Origin of the sequence: Microbacterium sp. NPDC089320 (genome assembly GCF_040684875.1) — a bacterium.
GTDB lineage: Bacteria > Actinomycetota > Actinomycetes > Actinomycetales > Microbacteriaceae > Microbacterium.
Genome location: NZ_JBFBGY010000003.1, coordinates 290067 through 304593, shown reverse-complemented (window position 1 = coordinate 304593; position 14527 = coordinate 290067). Strand labels below are relative to the sequence as shown.

General features: G+C 68.7%; 12 protein-coding genes. 6 read left to right on the top strand and 6 right to left on the bottom strand.

Annotation, left to right across the window (positions count from 1 at the left end; genetic code table 11):
* Positions 1-62: 62 nt before the first annotated feature.
* Both AB0N61_RS09975 and AB0N61_RS09970 read right to left on the bottom strand, forming a co-directional pair.
* The gene (locus tag AB0N61_RS09975) at positions 63-335 is read right to left on the bottom strand and encodes a GlsB/YeaQ/YmgE family stress response membrane protein (RefSeq protein ID WP_167946171.1); all 273 of its coding nucleotides are present in this window, start codon (positions 333-335) and stop codon (positions 63-65) included.
* A 159-nt stretch (positions 336-494) separates the two neighbouring features.
* Positions 495-1421 (bottom strand): Bax inhibitor-1/YccA family protein, encoded by a 927-nt coding sequence (locus tag AB0N61_RS09970; RefSeq protein ID WP_167946173.1) that lies wholly within the window; start codon positions 1419-1421, stop codon positions 495-497.
* An 86-nt stretch (positions 1422-1507) separates the two neighbouring features.
* Between AB0N61_RS09970 and AB0N61_RS09965 the strand changes: the two genes are divergently transcribed.
* Positions 1508-2494 carry a glycerophosphodiester phosphodiesterase family protein gene (locus tag AB0N61_RS09965; protein WP_363363624.1) on the top strand — a complete coding sequence of 329 codons (987 nt, stop codon included), beginning with the start codon at positions 1508-1510 and terminating at the stop codon, positions 2492-2494.
* Between the two features lie 7 nt (positions 2495-2501).
* Here the strand turns inward: AB0N61_RS09965 and AB0N61_RS09960 are convergent, their stop codons facing one another.
* Complete coding sequence (locus AB0N61_RS09960) at positions 2502-2897, bottom strand: YccF domain-containing protein (RefSeq protein WP_363364234.1); 396 nt, start codon at positions 2895-2897, stop codon at positions 2502-2504.
* 167 nt (positions 2898-3064) lie between these two features.
* Between AB0N61_RS09960 and AB0N61_RS09955 the strand changes: the two genes are divergently transcribed.
* The 4 genes from AB0N61_RS09955 (at position 3065) to ligD (ending at position 10398) form a co-directional block, all read left to right on the top strand.
* The gene (locus AB0N61_RS09955; protein WP_363363622.1) at positions 3065-5572 is read left to right on the top strand and encodes a lamin tail domain-containing protein; all 2508 of its coding nucleotides are present in this window, start codon (positions 3065-3067) and stop codon (positions 5570-5572) included.
* A 95-nt stretch (positions 5573-5667) separates the two neighbouring features.
* Positions 5668-8130 (top strand): UvrD-helicase domain-containing protein, encoded by a 2463-nt coding sequence (locus tag AB0N61_RS09950; protein ID WP_167946180.1) that lies wholly within the window; start codon positions 5668-5670, stop codon positions 8128-8130.
* Positions 8131-8156: 26 nt separating this feature from the next.
* The gene (locus AB0N61_RS09945; RefSeq protein ID WP_363363618.1) at positions 8157-9305 is read left to right on the top strand and encodes an SseB family protein; all 1149 of its coding nucleotides are present in this window, start codon (positions 8157-8159) and stop codon (positions 9303-9305) included.
* 40 nt (positions 9306-9345) lie between these two features.
* On the top strand, positions 9346-10398 hold the full coding sequence (gene ligD / locus AB0N61_RS09940) for a non-homologous end-joining DNA ligase (protein WP_167946184.1): 1053 nt from the start codon (positions 9346-9348) through the stop codon (positions 10396-10398).
* A 3-nt stretch (positions 10399-10401) separates the two neighbouring features.
* Here ligD and AB0N61_RS09935 read toward each other — a convergent pair whose 3' ends face one another.
* A complete protein-coding gene (locus AB0N61_RS09935) occupies positions 10402-11445 on the bottom strand; it encodes an ATP-dependent DNA ligase (RefSeq protein WP_363363614.1) in 1044 nt (347 codons plus the stop codon).
* A 56-nt stretch (positions 11446-11501) separates the two neighbouring features.
* The gene (locus AB0N61_RS09930) at positions 11502-12953 is read right to left on the bottom strand and encodes an NAD(P)/FAD-dependent oxidoreductase (protein WP_363363611.1); all 1452 of its coding nucleotides are present in this window, start codon (positions 12951-12953) and stop codon (positions 11502-11504) included.
* A 41-nt stretch (positions 12954-12994) separates the two neighbouring features.
* Here AB0N61_RS09930 and AB0N61_RS09925 point away from each other — a divergent pair, with 41 nt between their 5' ends.
* Positions 12995-13480 carry a hypothetical protein gene (locus AB0N61_RS09925; RefSeq protein ID WP_167946190.1) on the top strand — a complete coding sequence of 162 codons (486 nt, stop codon included), beginning with the start codon at positions 12995-12997 and terminating at the stop codon, positions 13478-13480.
* Here the strand turns inward: AB0N61_RS09925 and AB0N61_RS09920 are convergent, their stop codons facing one another.
* Positions 13481-14425 carry an SDR family oxidoreductase gene (locus AB0N61_RS09920; RefSeq protein ID WP_363363608.1) on the bottom strand — a complete coding sequence of 315 codons (945 nt, stop codon included), beginning with the start codon at positions 14423-14425 and terminating at the stop codon, positions 13481-13483. It lies immediately after the preceding gene.
* Between the last annotated feature and the right edge of the window lie 102 nt (positions 14426-14527).

Here is a 14527-nt window from a genome sequence, read left to right as displayed (position 1 = left end):
GAGAACCGCCCTCTTCACCAGCGTCGCTGGCGAAGAGGGCGGTTGACTGTGGTGCTGAGAGGTCAGCTGCGGGCCTTGCTGCCGCGGCCGGCGATCAGGCCGTAGATCAGCAGCACGATGATCGAGCCGCCGATGGCGAGGAGCCACGTGCCCAGGTCCCAGAACTCCGTCAGAGGACGGTTCAGGATCAGGCTGCCGAGCCACCCGCCCAGGAGGGCACCGACCACTCCGAGCAGAAGGGTGATGAACCATCCGCCACCCTGCTTGCCGGGAAGGATCAGCTTCGCGATTGCGCCGGCGATGAGACCGAGAAGAAGGAATCCGAGAAAGCTCATGTTCAGCTCCTTTGTTTCGTGGGCCCTGGGGTGCCAGGGCTCGTGCAATCCACAATGCCCTCCCAGCTTTTTATCAGCCAACCCCTTGCGCCGGCGGCCTCGGATATGGCAAGAGGCCCGCCCCCCGAGGGAGGCGGGCCTCGGAGCGAGGCGATCGCGTCAGTTGTTGCCGCGGATGATCGCGATCATGCGCAGGATCTCGACGTAGAGCCAGACGACCGTGACCATGATGCCGAAGCCGCCGAGCCAGCCGTACTTGCGGGGAGCGCCGTTGCGCACGCCCTGCTGGATCTGGTCGAAGTCGAGCACCAGCGAGTAGGCGGCCATGATGACGACGAGAACGCCGATGATCAGACCGAGCGGGATCCCCATGATCGTGGCGCTGTAGAGGCCGAAGGCCTGGCCCTCGGGCAGGACGCCGGTCCACATGAGAACGAGGTTCAGCAGCGAGAAGACGAGGTAGCCGACCATGGCGATCATGAAGATCTTGGTGGCCTTCTTCGATGCGCGGATCTTGCCGCTCGCGAACAGAGCGAGGGTCACGCCGACGACCGAGACCGTGGCGAGGGTCGCCTGCACGACGATGCCGGGCCACATGACCTCGAAGAACGCCGAGATGCCGCCGACGAAGAGGCCCTCGAATGCGGCGTACGCGAAGATCAGCGCGGGACGCACCTTCTTGCGCGAGGTGAAGGTGATGACCATCGCGAGGACGAAGCCGCCGAGCGCACCGATGATCCACGGCATCAGGTTGGGCTGGAACCGGTCGTAGGGGTTCAGCTCGGGGGCGGCGACACCGCCGAGGGTCAGGAACCAGCCGACGGCTGCGGTGACGAGCAGGATGGCGAAGAGCCCGGCGGTCTTCCAGACGGTGTCCTCGACCGACATGCGGTCGGTCTCGATCGCACCGGCCGGAGGAGCGGCATACATGCCCTCCAGCTGCGCGTTGGCGGCAGCATCCATCGTGCCGTGCTGGAACGACGCGGCCTGCGCACCCTGAGCGCCCTGGGGGGCCCCCGGGTAGGTCGCGACGTTGCGCGGATCCTGCTGCTGGAACGCCGGGTTGTTGAAGGCGAAATTGCTCATGTGGGCCTCACTCCAAAGGGGTTGTAGGTCGCTTTCCTCCACGATAGCCGGAATACCGGGTCATCAGGGTGTCCTACGCTGAGAGCGTGCCCAGGAAATCGCCTCTCGTGATCGGGCACCGCGGTGCGCCCGGCTACCGTCCGGAACACAGTCGCTCGTCCTACGAACTCGCCCTCGCGATGGGCGTGGATGCGGTCGAACCCGACGTCGTGGCCACGAAGGACGGTGTGCTCATCGTGCGGCACGAGAACGAGATCTCGGGAACCACCGACGTGGCCGAGCACCCGGAGTTCGCCGACCGCAAGACGACCAAGCGCGTCGACGGTGAGGCCCTGACCGGCTGGTTCACCGAGGACTTCACCTGGGCGGAGCTGACGACGCTGCGCACTCGGGAGCGACTTCCGAAGGTGCGTGCGTCGAGCGCGAGCTTCGACGGGTCGCAGGCGATCCTGCGATTGACCGACGTGCTCGACCTCGTCCACTCCGGCTCCGTCGAGCACGGACGTGAGATCGGCGTGGTGCTCGAGGTCAAGCACGCGACCTACTTCGCGAGCATCGGTCTCGACCTCGCGCCGCTCATCGAGCGGGACCTTCGCGCGGCGGGCTGGGCCGAGGGCGAGCTGCCGCTGATCGTCGAGTCGTTCGAGTCGACGATCCTCGGACACCTGAAGGCCCGAGGCATCGCGGCGTCCTACGTCTATCTGATCGAGGCGTCCGGGCGCGCGTACGATCTGTCCGTCGCCCACGGCGCGCAGGCGCCCACCTATGCGGCCACTGTCACTCCGCAGGGCCTCGATGCGCTCGTCGGCAGGGTCGACGGAATCAGCGTCGACAAGCGCATGCTGCTCGCCCCTGGCAACTCGATCGTCCCCGATGCGCACGCGCGCGGACTCACGGTCTTCACCTGGACCTGTCGACCCGAGAACGCCTTCCTCTCGTCGGAGTTCCGCGGCTCAGGAGGAAAGGGCGCCTTCGGAGACTACGAGGCCGAATGGGGCGTCATCGCCCGCACGGGAGTCGACGGGGTCTTCGTCGACCACCCCGACCTCGGGGTCGGATTCTTCCGCGACTGACCGCCGATCACAGCGTGCGGTCGAACGCGCCGCGACGAGACACGATCTCCTTGCCGAGTGGCATGAGCGAGACGGGCACCATCTTGAAGTCGGCGATGCCCATGGGGATGCCGATGATGGTGATGCAGAGCGCGAGGCCCGAGACGATGTGTCCGATGGCCAACCACCAGCCGGCGAGAATGACCCAGAGCACGTTGCCGAGGAACGAGCCGACCCCGGCCGTGGGCTTGCTGACGATCTCGCGACCGAACGGCCAGATCGCGTAACGGGCGATGCGGAACGAGGCGATCGCCCACGGGATCGTCACGATCGGGATGCACAACAGGATGCCGGCCAGGACGTAGCCGAGGAACAGACCGAGCCCGGCGAAGATCAGCCAGATGATGTTGAGGATCGTGCGCACCGCCCGATTCTCGCATCGGCGGCTGAGCATCCGCCTGTCCGCGTCCGCACGGAAGTCGAGGGCGAACCGCCACCGTGCGTTCACCATCCGTGCACCCGTGCGCCGTCGTCCGTCCACCCGGGATCGCTGATGTGGAGTCGTACCCGACTGCTTTCCTCAGGAGCCCTATGTCCCGCCTGCACTCCGCGGCTGCGTTCACGACGGTCTGCGCACTCAGCGCTGCCGCCCTGCTCGCTGTGCCGCTCGCCGCCACCGGAGCCGAACTCGGTGTCCGGATCAACGAAGTCGAGTCCAGCGGCGTGTTCGCGCCGGCCGCTCCCGCCGGCGGTTCGATCGTCATCAACGAGGTCGACTCGCAGCCTGCGGACTGGGTGGAGTTCTACAACGCGGGCGACGCCCCTCTCGACATCTCGGGCTATGAGATCCGCGACAACTCAGACGATCACCGCTGGCAGTTCCTGCCGGGCACGGAGATCGCCGCGGGCGAGTTCTTGGTCGTCGAAGAAGGCACCATCGGCCTCGTCGGCGGTGTCGAGACCGCCTTCCGCGATCCGATCGGAATCGGCAGCGCCGACCGCATCCGCCTCTTCGACCCCGCAGGCGCGCTGATCGACGACACGCAGCCGTGGAACGGCCATGCCGCGATCGACGGTGACGCCATCGCCGCGACCCTCGCACGCTGCCCCGACGGTGCAGGCGCCTTCGTGCTCGCGTATGCGACCCCTGGGGCGGCGAACACCTGCGTCATGCCCGATGTCGTGATCAACGAGATCGAGTCCAACGGCGACGCGACCGACTGGGTCGAGATCGTCAACACGGGGAGCGCGCCAGTCGATCTCTCCGGCTGGACCGTCATGGACGGCGACCCGGTCGGCCATGCGGGCGAGACGACGCCGCTGCCCGCCGGCACCGTGCTCGCACCCGGGGCGTACTTCGTCTTCGATCAGCCCGCGGACTTCGTGTTCGGTCTGGGCAACGGCGACACCGTCACGATCCGCGACGCGAACCTGAACGTCGTCGACGAGCACGTGTACGCGGCCCATGCAGAGGGCGTCCTGGCTCGCTGTGCCGACGGCGGCGGCGACTTCGTCGACATCGCGGTCTCCACCAAGGGCCAGCGCAACGCGTGCGGCAATCCGGTGCGGATCAACGAGGTCGAGTCCGACGGTGGATCGCCCGGCGATTGGATCGAGCTCGTCAACCCGACCGCATCCGCGCTGGATGTCTCCGGTGTCGTGGTGAAGGACGACGACGACACCCACTCCTACGCCCTTCCGGCGGCGTCCACCATCGCCGCGGGCGGATACCTCGTCATCGAGGGGGCGGACCTCGGCTTCGGACTGGGGGACGGTGACTCCGTGCGCCTGTTCGACGGAGACCTGCTCATCGACTCCACCACCTGGGGTGCGGGGCATGCGGCCACCACGTGGGGACGCTGCCCGGACGTCACCGGCGTCTTCACTGTGACCGCCGAGAGCACGAAGGGCGCGGCGAACATCTGCGCCGGCGAGATCGCGGTCTCGCCCTGGCCGGGCTCGGCCGACGTCCGGGTGCTGGACACCGCACCGACCTTCCTCGAGGACAGCTCCGGTCTCGACGTGCAGGAGACCGCGGACGGTTCGTTCCTCTGGGCCGTCGACAACGGCGAGGGGCGCATCTGGAAGCTCGAGGCCCACGCCGACGGCTCGTTCTCGCAGATTCCGGGCTGGGAGTCGGGCAAGCGCGTGCGATTCCAGAAGGATGCCGGCGACACGGGGGCCCCGGGCCCCGACACGGAGGGCATCGCCGTCGACGGTGAGGGGTCGGTCTATGTCGCCTCTGAGCGCGACAACAGCGCCAAGGGCGTGAACCAGAACACCATCCTGAAGGTCGATCCCGAGGCGTCCGCCGGCGACCTCGTCGCCGAGCAGGAGTGGGATCTGACGTCGCTGCTCCCCGCCGTGGGCGCCAACCTCGGAATGGAGGCGGTGCAGTGGGTGCCGGACAGCGTTCTCGACGGGGCGCTCTTCGATCTCAACACCGCGGCGGCGTATGACTCGGCAGACTATGCCGGGCACGGAGGAGGGTTGTTCTTCGTCGCGGTCGAGGACAACGGCCACGTGTACGCGTTCGCGCTCGGTGCCGGCGGCGATGCCACGCTGGTATCGGAGATCGCTCCCGGGCTCCCCGGCGTCATGGCGCTCGACTACGACAGCGTGCTCGACGTGCTGTGGGCGGTCTGCGACGACGGATGCCAGGGTCAGTCGGCCCAGATCACGCTGAACGGCACGGCGCAGCCGAGTATCGCGCACTTCGCCCGCCCCGCCGGAATGCCCGACATCAACAACGAGGGGTTCGCGACGGCCCCGGCCTCGCTGTCGGTCGACGGTCAGCGTCCGGTGTGGTGGTTCGCCGACGGGTTCGCCGCGGAGGCGCTGCGGGTCGGCACCCTCCCCGGTGCGACGGACGGAAACCCCGGCGAGAACCCCGGGGCAGGCCCCGGCGAGACCCCGGGTGACGGGCAGGGCGGCTCGGTCCCGGCGCAGCCGGACAGCACGCCCACGCGCGACGGACGCGGCGGCGCCACCGGACTCGCCGCGACCGGTTCGCAGGTGCCGACCGCTCTGATCGCTCTGGCTCTGGTGCTCGTCGTCGGCGGTGCGTTCGCCGCCCGCCGGCGCCGGCGCGCCGATTGATGCGGGCGATGTGACGACGGGGCGGATGCGCGGCATCCCGTGCATCCGCCCCGTCCGGCAGCAGTGTCAGTGGGGCGGCTTAGACTCGTAGAGCCATGACCGAAGCCCCCCTCATCGTCCCCGGATCCGTCGGCCCTCACTCCACCGGAGCGCAGGGGCAGGACGATCTCCTCGCCGGCCTCAACCCGCAGCAGCTCGAGGCGGTGACCTACCGCGGACCCGCGCTGCTGATCGTCGCGGGCGCCGGCTCCGGCAAGACCAGCGTGCTGACGCGCCGCATCGCCTCGCTTCTGAGGTCGCGCGAGGCATGGCCCAGCCAGATCCTCGCGATCACCTTCACCAACAAGGCCGCCGGCGAGATGCGTGAGCGCGTCGAGGGGATCGTGGGCGACGCCGCTCGGGGCATGTGGATCTCGACGTTCCACTCCGCGTGCGTGCGGATCCTTCGTCGAGAGGCCCAGCAGTTCGGGTTCACCAAGTCGTTCACGATCTACGACTCGGGCGATTCGCGGGCTCTCCTCAAGCGCCTGGTCAAAGAGCACGAGGCCGACGCCTACGGTCTGACGCCGGGTGCCGTGCAGTCGCGCATCTCCAAGCTCAAGAACGAGCTGTCCGATGCCGACGCGTACGCGCGCCAGGCGAACATGAACGACCCCGCCGAGCGGATCTTCGTCGAGCTGTTCGCCGACTACCAGCGCCAGCTGCAGAAGGCGAACGCCTTCGACTTCGACGACCTGATCGGTCAGACCGTCTATCTCTTCCGCGCGTTCCCGCAGGTCGCCGACACCTACCGGCGCAGGTTCCGTCATGTGCTCGTCGATGAGTACCAGGACACCAACCATGCCCAGTACGCCCTCATCCACGAGCTGACGCGGCCCGTCTCCGGCGACTCTCCCGACCCGTATGCCTCCAACGGCATGATGATCTTCGAGCCCGAGACCACGCCGGAGCTCGAGGGTGCGTCCCTCACCGTGGTGGGCGATTCCGATCAGTCGATCTACGCCTTCCGCGGCGCCGACATCCGCAACATCAGTGAGTTCGAGCGTGACTTCCCGGGCGCTCGTGTCGTGCTGCTCGAGCAGAACTACCGATCGACGCAGAACATCCTCTCGGCGGCCAATGCCGTGATCGGCAACAACTTCGACCGCAAAGACAAGAAGCTCTGGAGCGACAAGGGCGACGGCGACATGATCGTCGGCTTCACCGGCTACTCCCAGCACGATGAGGCCCAGTTCGTGGCCGACGAGGTCGAGGCGCTGCATCGCGCCGGCATGCCGTACTCCGAGATGGCCGTGTTCTATCGCACGAACTCGCAGTCCCGTGCCCTGGAAGAGATCTTCATCCGCTCCGCCGTGCCCTACAAGATCATGGGCGGCACGAAGTTCTACGAGCGCGCCGAGATCAAAGACGCGCTCGCCTACCTGGTCGCCGTCGCGAACCCGGCCGACGAGATGGCGGTGCGCCGCATCCTCAACAAGCCGCGGCGGGGCATCGGCGATGTGACCGAGACGGCGATCGCCCGGTTCGCCGAAGAGCACGGCATCACGTTCCGGCAGGCCCTGTCCGTGCCCGACCAGCTGGGCTTCGGTCCGAAGATCCAGGCCGGCATCGCGCAGCTCGACGCCGTGCTGGCCGAGGCGACCGAGATCATGCTCCCGGCCTCCGGTGAGGTCCCCGCTCCGACCACCGTCGCCGACGGACTCAGCGTGCTGCTCTCGAAGAGCGGCTACCTCGATGCTCTCCGCGCCAGCCGCGACCCGCAGGACGAGGCGAGGGTCGAGAACCTCGACGAGTTCGTCGCCGTGGCGCGCGACTTCGCGCGCAACAACCCCGACGGGACGATCGTCGACTTCCTCACGGAGGTCGCCCTCGTCTCGGATGCCGATGATCTCGATGACGAGTCGGGTTCGGTGTCGCTGATGACGATGCACACCGCGAAGGGACTCGAGTACGACGCGGTGTTCGTGACCGGTGTCGAAGAGGACCTGATCCCGCACCGCATCTCGGCGGGGGAGCCGGGCGGCCCGCAGGAGGAACGGCGGCTCTTCTACGTCGGCATCACGCGCGCCCGCAAGCGCCTGCACCTGTCGCTCGCCATGACCAGGGCGCAGTTCGGCGAGGTCTCGGTCGCGATGCCGAGTCGCTTCCTGCAGGAGATCCCTGCCGGACTCATCGACTGGCGACAGTCTCCCGGTGACGTCAACTCCCGGGGTGGCATGCAGTCCCGAGCTCTCAATGCGCGCCGGGCAGGCGGGTTCGGCGGCTCGGGCGGTTCCGGATCCGGCGACCGTTTCGCCGTGAAGCAGCTGCCGGGGCGCGACTCGCTCAAGCCGCTGTCGACCGCGATGGACAAGTTCCCCAACCGGGTCACAGCCAAGATGCGCGACAACGGCGATCTCGAACTCGCCGCGGGCGATCGCATCCGCCACGCGGACTTCGGCGACGGACGCGTCGACGCGGTGACGGGTGAGGGGGCCAAGCGCATCGCGCACGTGCGCTTCGATTCCGCCGGTCAGAAGAAGCTGCTGATCAAGGTCGCGCCGATCGAGAAGATCTAGCCCGGTGGCGGGTTAGGCTGGCTGATATGGCCCTGTTCTCCCGCCGCAAGAAGTCCGCTGACGACGTCGTCGCCGACCAGAACGTCACCGACACCGACACCGACACCTCGACCGACGAGTCCGTCGTCGAGGGTCCGGAGGGCGCGGATGCGACGGATGACGTCGCGGAGGTGACGCCGACCATCGGCATCTCCGTGCAGGCGTTCCGCGGCGTCGGCGCGCAGGCAGGGCCCGAGGTCGAGCTGCCGGATCCCGATGCCACGGCGACACCCGCTCCCGTCGCTGCTCCGGCGGCAGCCGCCCCGTCCGCCCCTGCACCGGTCGTCGAGCCCGAGCGCCGACTGCCGCTCGCACCCGCGATGCCGCCGGAGCAGACCGAGACCGTCCCGGGGATGAAGGACAACGTCCTGCTGCGCGAGTCGCTCAAGGAGGTCGAGCAGGGCGCCACGAACGAGCAGCTCCTCGGAGTGCTCCGCCAGGCGCTGCAGGGCCACATGTACATCCGGGTCAACGGTGATGCACGCGCCCAGATCAGTGAGGGCAAGCCGCTCGCGGTGGCCGTCGTGCGCGATGGCGAGCGCCAGTTCATGCTCGCGTTCAGCTCGGCAGCCGCTGTGCGTGACTCGGTGCAGCTCGAGAAGGACCCGACCGCGACGTCCGCCGTCGCCCAGCCCGTCACGTCGGTCCTGCAGCAGGTCGTCTCCGGCGACTTCGCCGGCCTCATCGTCGACAACGCCTCCGCACCGCACCGCGTGGTGTTCCCGACCGAGCTTCTGCAGAAGGCCCTCGAGCAGGCAGACGTCGACATGACGGTCAAGTCGCTCATCGCCGCGCCGCGTGAGCAGGACACCGCGGCGAAGGTCGGTGAGGCGCTCGCGACCAAGCGCATGTGGGTCGCCGTCAACGAAGGGAATCCGGGCGGACAGGTCGGGATCGCTGAAGCGCAGACCCCCGACGGCAAGCGGTTCCTCCAGCTCTTCTCGCACCCGCTCGAGGTGCTCGCGCTCGGCCGCGGCGATCGACCGCTGCCCTTCGAGCCCCTGCAGCTGGCCAAGATCCTCTCGAGCCACGTCGATATGGCGGGCGTCATCATCGACCCGGCCGGACCCAGCATCGTCGTGGAGCGCGATGCCCTCACCTCGGTGCTGATCCTCGCGATCGATATCGACGACTGACGGGCTTCCCCGCGTCGCACCGGCCCCCTAGGGTCGGAGCATGGCCTCAGAACGCGTGACCCTGACCGTCATCGATCCCGACGGAGAGCGCGAGGTCGCGCTCTCGAGCCCGAACCGAGTCGTCTGGCCGAAGGACGGGATCACGAAGGCCGAGCTCGCGGAGTACTTCCAGCTCGTCAGCGGGCCGTTCCTCGAGGCGAACGGCAATCGCCCGGTCTCGCTCGAGCGGTTCCGCGACGGCGTGGGCAGCGACGGCTTCTTCTCGAAGAACCCGCCCAAGGGCACACCCGATTACGTCGACGCCGTCACCGTCACGTACAACAGCGCCCGTCGGCATCCGCAGATCGTGCTCAACCGACCGAGCGCCATCGTCTGGGCTGCGCAGATGAACACGATCGTCTTCCACCCGTGGGCGTCGCTCGCGTCCGACCCCGACAACCCGGTCGAGCTTCGGATCGACCTCGACCCGCAGCCTGGCACGGGGTTCGCGGATGCCGTCCCGGCCGCGCACGCCCTGAGGGAGGTGCTCCGAGAGGTCGGCCTCGACGCGTTCGTGAAGACGAGTGGCAACCGCGGACTCCACGTGTTCGCACCGATCGAGCCGACCCATGAGTTCCTCGATGTGCGGCACGCCGTGATCGCGGCCGGTCGTGAGCTCGAGCGGCGCATGCCCGAGCAGGTCACGATGAGCTGGTGGAAGGAGGAGCGCGGGGAGCGGGTGTTCATCGACTTCAACCAGGCGAACCGCGACCGCACGATGGCCGGCGCCTACAGCCCGCGTGCCCTCCCCGGAGCCACGGTCTCGACGCCGGTGCACTGGGACGAGCTGGACGACCTCGACCCCGCTGTCTTCACGGTTCGCAGCATCCCGAAGAGACTCGCCGATATCGGTGATCCCTGGGCGGGCAAGCAGGACTCCCCGGGCCGCATCGACACGCTCCTCGAGTGGTGGGAGCGTGACAAAGAGGCGGGGTTGGGCGAGCTGTCGTTCCCGCCCGAGTTCCCCAAGATGCCGGGGGAGCCCCCGCGCGTGCAGCCCAGCAAGAAGGTCGAGGCCAATTGGGACGCGAACGGAGATCCCGTCGACGAGTGAACCTCAGCCGATGACGTCGCCCAGGTCGTATCCCGCCACGGTGTCGAGCTGATCGTAGGTGCAGGAGCGGGCATCCCTGTCGGGGCGCCAGCGCTCGAACTGCACGGTATGGCGGAACCGCGATCCCTCGAGCTGGTCGTAGCGCACCTCGAGCACGAGCTCGGGCCGCAGTCGCACGAACGAGACGTCCTTGGATCCGCTGAAGCGCGAACGCTCGCCCTCGCCGGTGATGGCCTCGCCGCTGTCGTCGCGCTGCACGAGCGGGGCGAGCTCGTCGACGAGCTCTCGGCGGCGCGCATCGCTCCACGCGGCCACGCCGCCGACCTGACGCAGCACGCCGTCGGAGTCGTAGAGCCCGACGAGCAGCGACCCGACGCCCGACCCCGACTTGTGCACACGGTATCCGAGCGCGACCACATCAGCGGTGCGCGCGTGCTTGATCTTGGTCAGCGTGCGCTTGCCCGGCGCATACGGCTGATCGAGCGGCTTGGCGACCACCCCGTCGAGCCCTGCGCCCTCGAACTCGGCGAGCCAGCGCACGGCCGCGTCACGATCACGCGTGGTGCGCGTGATGTGCAGGGGATGTGCGACGCCCGCCATCAGGGCCTCCAGGCGCTCGCGCCTCTCGGCGAACGGAGCGTGCAGCAGGTCGACATCGTCGATCGCCAGGAGGTCGAAGGCGATGAACATCGCGGGTGTCTCCGCTGCGAGCTTCGCCACTCGCGAGGCCGCGGGATGGATGCGCTGGCTCAGCGCCTCCCAGTCGAGTCGCTGCGCCCCCGCGGGTCCCGTGGCGACGACGATCTCGCCGTCGAGCAGGCAGGGCCTCGGAAGCAGCGCCGGGATCGCCTCGACGAGCTCGGGAAAGTATCTCGTCAGCGGCTTCGCTCCGCGTGAGCCGATCTCGACGGTCTCGCCGTCCCAGGCGATCAGCCCGCGGAATCCGTCCCACTTGGGCTCGAACAGCAGTCCGCCGGCGGTCTTGGCGGGGTCGGGGACGGATGCGGCCGCTTTCGCGAGCATGGGGGAGGGGATCTCGTAGCGCATGGGTCCATCCTGGCGTCAGGATGGAGACGGCAGAAGGGGTCTTGCGCAGACCGCCCTCAGGCGAACAGGTCGTCGAGGGATGCGCGGTGTCCGGCATCCTTCAGCGCCGTGCGGGCCGCGTGCCACCCTGCCATGCCGTTCACGCCCGGCCCCGGCGGCGTCGAGGCCGACGCGAGGTACACACCGCGCATCGGCGTGCGCCAGGGTGCGGTGCTCAGCACCGGTCGACGGATGGCCTGAGGGATCGTGAACGCACCGCCGAGGATGTCGCCGCCGACCTCGGACGGGTTGATCGCTTCTCGCGACGACGCGGGCACGGAGTGGTGAGCGAGGATCAGATCGCGGAACCCGGGTGCGAACCGCTCGACCTGGCGGGTGACCAGTTCGGTGGCGTCGATGTCCGACCCGTGCGGCACGTGGATGTACGCCCACAGCACCGCTTTGCCCGCCGGCGCCCGTGTGGGGTCGAAGATCGACGGCTGAACCGACAGGGCGTACGGTCGCTCGCTGATCCGACCGCGGGCCACCGCGTTCTCGCTCTCCCACACCTCGGCCTGCGTCCCTCCGATGTGCACCGTGGGGGCGAGAGCCACATCAGGGTTGGTCCATGGAATCGGTCCGTCGAGGGCGAAGTCCACCTTCGCGGCTGCAGGACCGTATCGGAAGCCGCGGATGGCCCGCGCATACCGCGCGGGGATGTCGGGATGGGTGAGCGCCAGCCGGGGAGACGTGTCGAGCAGCAGCAGATCGCCGCCGTCGGGATCGCCCCAGTCGAGGGCACCGAGGTCCGTCACATGCGTGCCCGGCTCGACCCGGCCGCCGTGCGCCTCCAGGTCGGTCACCAGGCTGTCGGCGATCTTCTGTGCTCCGCCCCGCGGGTACATCCACCCGTCTGCGTGACCCTCGGCTGCGAGCAGCAGCCCGGCCGCAGCTCCGGCGAGGGTCGGCAGCGGCGTCGGCGGGTGTGCGAGCACGCCGGCGATGAGCGCGGCCGCCTCCTCGGTGCGGAACGTCCTCTTCGCGAGTGCTGTGCCCTGATCGAGCATCCGCAGAGCGAACCGGAGCGCGGTGAGCGGATCGCGCGGAACACGGAGCATCTGATTGCCCGTGAAATCCACGACCCCCTCGACGTGTGTGCTGAGGGGGCGGAGCAGTGCCAGCCACGCCCGTTCGTCGACACCGAGACCGGCTGCAGTGCGTTCGATGTCGCGCCAGGCGATTCCGGCTCTGCCGTCGTCGAGCGGGTGGGCGTAGGAGATGTCCGGATATATCCAGTCGACGCGGTCGGCGAGACCGAACGCCTGGAAGAACGGGGAGGTGAGTGCCGAGGGGAGCACGGCTGCGCAGACGTCGTGCAGGAACCCGGGGATCGTGGATTCGATCGTGCGCAGCCCGCCGCCGATCGTCTCGGCCGCCTCGAGGACGCGCACCTCGTACCCGGCGCGGGCGAGTGCGACCGCGGCCGCGAGGCCGTTCGGTCCGGAGCCGATGATCGTCGCGCGTGCCATGGGGCCAGTCTTCCATGCCTGAGCGTGAGATCCTTGAAGAGATGAATGAAGTTCAGGGCCCGACCCCCACAGGCACCTCCCGTCCGTACCGAACCCTCGCGGAGGCGCTGCGCGCGCACCGCATCGCCGTCGAGAACCATGAGTTCATCACGGCGATCACGGATGCCGTCGGCATCTCGTCGTACATCGACCGTGGCCGCTACATCGAGGCGATCCGTCGCGGCGAGGGCGCGGCCCTGCACATCGGCAAGACCTACACGAACGGCTTCTCAGAGGACGAAGTCGTGGTCGTCGGCTCCACGCCTCTGCGTCTGCGGCCCAGCGAAGGCCGCGCCCCCTACTTCTATGTGACGCATCCGAGCGAGTTCCGACCGCTCGCGCCCGTGAAGGTCAAGCGGTCGACGACGCCCAGAGCGGCCGCAGCGCCGAAGGCCGAGCGCGCGACCAAGACGGAAGAGCGCGACTACGGCGTGTGTGACGTCTGCTTCATGGTGAAGACGCCCGCTGGCGGCTGCGGCTGCGACTGATCACGCGCCCCGCACCGGCACGCCGGTGAGCTCCTCGGAGACCCGGCAGATGCGGGCGGCGGCCTCGTCGTCGCGCAGTCGCGAGTAGAGCTTCTGCGGCCCCGGCCGGCCACCCAGGTGGAGGAGGCCGGACGGACCGTAGAAGCCTCCGCCGACGGCGTCCGGAGACGTCGCGGCGTACAGGGCCGGCAGCCCCGCCGTGTCGGCTGTGCCGAGAAGGATGCCGCGGCGAGACAGCGCCTCGATCACCCGGCGCGCGGGGGTCTGGGTCGACCGTCCCAACTCGGGTTGCGCGGCCAGCAGGTTGGTCGGCGCGACCCCGGGGTGCGAGAGCAGGCTCCGAATTCCCCAGCCCTCGGCCCTGCTCCGACGGTCGAGTTCGAGACCGAAGAGCCCCATGGCGATCTTCGACTGGCTGTAGGCGCGCATGCCGCTGTACGTGCGCTCCCACTGCAGGTCATCCCACTCGATCGCTCCGCTGTCGGCGGAGACGCTGATCTGCGAGACGACGCGCGCCCCGCCCTCGACGAGAAGCGGCAGCAGCCCGGCCACCAGGGCGAAGTGTCCGAGGTGGTTCGCTCCGAATTGCAGCTCGAATCCGTCCGAGGTCGTGCGCCGGGATGGCGGGGTCATCACTCCCGCGTTGTTGATGAGGATGCTGATGGGCATGCCCTCCTGGCGCAGAGTCGCAGCGAGTGCGGCGACCGACTCGAGAGAGGCGAGGTCGAGGTCCCGCAGCGACAGCGACGCGTCGGGCACCGTGCGACGGATCCGTGCGATCGCCGCGTCGCCCTTCTCGCGGTTGCGCACCGGCAGGATGACCTCCGCGCCTGCGGCGGCGAGCCGGCTCGCGATGCCGAGTCCGATCCCGTCGCTGGCTCCGGTGACCACTGCTCGGACACCGTGCTGCGCCGGGATGATCAGGTCTGTGTTCTTCCGTGGCATATCAGCCCCTTCTCTGTCGACGTCGATGCTCTCGCGGCGGAGCGGCGGGCATCCAGGGATCGTCGATCCGTGGATCGCTCATCGCTCGGCTGGTACAACGGA